The organism is Bacteroidota bacterium (assembly GCA_018816945.1).
Taxonomy (GTDB): domain Bacteria; phylum Bacteroidota; class Bacteroidia; order Bacteroidales.
This window is the reverse complement of sequence record JAHIVC010000079.1, coordinates 1-2,775: the sequence shown is the minus strand read 5'-3', so window position 1 is coordinate 2,775 and position 2,775 is coordinate 1. Positions and strand designations below refer to the sequence as shown.

At 34.8% G+C, this 2,775-nt stretch carries 4 protein-coding genes; all 4 read right to left on the bottom strand.

The features are described 5' to 3' along the window. Window positions 1-1,394: ATP-binding protein (locus tag KKG99_12445; GenBank protein ID MBU1013807.1), on the bottom strand; the 1,394-nt coding region annotated here is incomplete at its 3' end. A gap of 370 nt (window positions 1,395-1,764) precedes the next feature. Continuing rightward, the gene (locus KKG99_12440) at window positions 1,765-1,917 is read right to left on the bottom strand and encodes a hypothetical protein (protein ID MBU1013806.1); all 153 of its coding nucleotides are present in this window, start codon (window positions 1,915-1,917) and stop codon (window positions 1,765-1,767) included. A 78-nt stretch (window positions 1,918-1,995) separates the two neighbouring features. Next, window positions 1,996-2,292 (bottom strand): hypothetical protein, encoded by a 297-nt coding sequence (locus KKG99_12435; protein MBU1013805.1) that lies wholly within the window; start codon window positions 2,290-2,292, stop codon window positions 1,996-1,998. A gap of 111 nt (window positions 2,293-2,403) precedes the next feature. Continuing rightward, window positions 2,404-2,688, bottom strand: coding sequence for a nucleotidyltransferase domain-containing protein (locus KKG99_12430; GenBank protein MBU1013804.1), 285 nt, complete (start codon window positions 2,686-2,688; stop codon window positions 2,404-2,406). Window positions 2,689-2,775: the final 87 nt, after the last annotated feature.

Below are 2,775 nucleotides of genomic sequence, written 5' to 3'. Positions count from 1 at the left end.
TTCATTTTTATTTCAAAAATGAATATTGATTTTTCCATAACAATAGTAAAATCAATTCTGCCTTTATTTGTTATGTCCTCTGGATTAATTGTCAAACCTAAGGCTGCAAAAAATGAATAAAAAACAGAGCAGTAATAACCTTCGTATTTTGCAATGTTGTTTTTCACATACCATTTGTAAGGAATTCCTGAAAAAAATGAAATAAAGGCCGATTCTAATAATTCAGGTTGATTTGAATTTAATGCTTTAAAAATTTTTTGGCTTAATTTACTTGTAGTTGACGCATTCGTACCGCTCGCAAAAAACATTCTCAGCAAATAATCATTTAGGCCAATGCTGACTTCTTTGTTAGGAACACTTAAAGAATAAAATGTTCTACTGGCAATTTCCGTGGTATTTTTTATTGTTAAATATCCGGTTTGATATAATAAAACTTCCAATTCAATATTATTGATATCAAACTCTCCCATTTGAGAATCACTCAATTCGATATTATGTAAATCCGGAACAAAGAATTTTCTTTCCTTCATTAACTCAAGGAGGAAAGTAGGTGTGCCTGTTTCAAACCAATAGCATTGATATCTTTTATCTGATAAAAACAATAAGACATCATACGGGTTATAAACATTACTTCCAAGAAAATTATATCCATTATACCACTCTTTAACTTTGCTTAGGTCAACATCATTTAAATAATCTATAAATACAGATTCAAGGTCTTCCTGTCTATAACCACAGATATCACCATATTTTGGTTTTAAAGATATATCAGTTAAATTATTAAGTTTGCTAAATATGCTGGTCTTGCTAAATTTGGATACACCAGTAAGAAAGACAAATTTAATATACCTGTCTGCGTCTTTCAATACAGAATAAAAACTGCTCAAGCCCTCACGCATTTCCTCGGCTACATCTTTTGTTAGATTATCCAATAATGGTTTATCATACTCATCGACAAGAACGACAACGCCCAGGTCAAATTTTTTATCAAGTTTTTGAATCAACTCTTCAAATCGCTCAGGTATACTATCAGCCTCCAACTCTATGTCATAAAAATCTGCATTATTAGTCAGGCTAAAATAAATTGCGTTATTTAACATTTCAACTGATGTAACTGTTCCCCTGCCAAAGCTTATTTTTACCACAGGATATTTAATGTTCCAATCCCAGTTTGTTTCAAGATACAAGCCTTTGAACAAATCCCTTTCTCCGGCAAAGGCAGCACGAAGTGTGTCTAAAAACAATGATTTTCCAAAGCGGCGGGGCCTGGATAAAAACCAATATTTACTATGATCATCCAATAATTGCCTGACAAAAAATGTTTTATCTACATAACAACAATCTTCTGTTCGAATCTCTTTAAATACACTTTTGCTTATTGGCAGCTTTTGCATTTATCTATTCCTGGGGTGGGGCAAGGAGTGAGCCTACGCTTGAATATGGAATTTGATTAAAACCAGCCACGCAACGATTTCAGAGGCATAATCACGAAAATCGTTGAGCCTTGTGGTTGCAACACTATAAACGACATCCCAGTTCAAAGACGTATATTCATGATGGTGTCGTAGAAAGTCCCATCTGCTGCGTTATAGTGTTTGGCCAAACATTCGACATACGTTTGTGTATACCTTAACGCCTGGCCAAACACTATGCCTTGCATATTGGCCTTTTTCCATAGCTATCCGTCGACTTTTTACGAGTTCATCAAATCTCCGGATATGGGATTATGCGATCCTGTCCACAACATTGGGACCGTTGGTCTAATTACAAATATTTAATCACCTCGTCGATTACATCGGCAATATCCGGCATGATCAAGTGAATGATTGTACCGTCATGCTGATGTTTATGTTCATCGAATCCTAATTCCGGCTTATGACGAGCATTATCGTATCTGAATATCAGCTCTCCCTTCATATCTTGGTATTGGAATGCGTAACTGATGATTTCGATTTTATACTTAGCATCAATATATATTCTAATGTGCAAAAATAATCACGAAGGGACATGATGGATGCTTTTCAATGCTTTCAAACGATCATTCAGACGTTCAGAAAGTTTATATTCACCAGCCCATTCGGTGTATTCCATATCCTTGCCTTCCAAATCATCCGCGCTCCATTCATTGATAAATTTTTCCGAAGTAACGTTGTATTTCATTTCAAATTTCGAAAGGCGTTTTTTTGCAAGTTGCACACTATATTTCAGACGAAAAGATTCTGCTTCCAACGTCTCAATCAAGACCCTGGCGGCTTTATCTGGCATATCTGTTTTCAATATAATTTCAGAGATGTTATATCCTTCCTCAAAAATCTTAATTCATCTTAAATTACGCTAATTATCGCAAACTTTATATTTTTTGATTATTGTTTTTATTCCGCGTGCATCTGCGTATTTTTTAGATCAATCTGTCTTTGCCGCCGTAGAATCCTGGAATGGTTTTTCATAAAAAATCATTCCGACACGTTTGATATGGTCGATTAAATCCTGATTATCAATGTCAGCAAATATGGAAATATCGAATGTATATGGCAGCAAAAGATCATCGATTTCAAGGAGCAGTTTGTTCAGGAATAAAAGTGATAGTACTTTACCATGAATGACAAGATCAACAGCGCTTTTAATCTGAGACAATCCTTTCTTGTAATTTAAAAACCGTTGTATCCATCGGATATCTTTATTTTTCATTATGATACGCTCCGGTTTTTGGTGGGCAGCAGCGGATTAGATACGTTTATTTTTCAACTGGAGGAACCAGTGTGAGAACAAATTCAT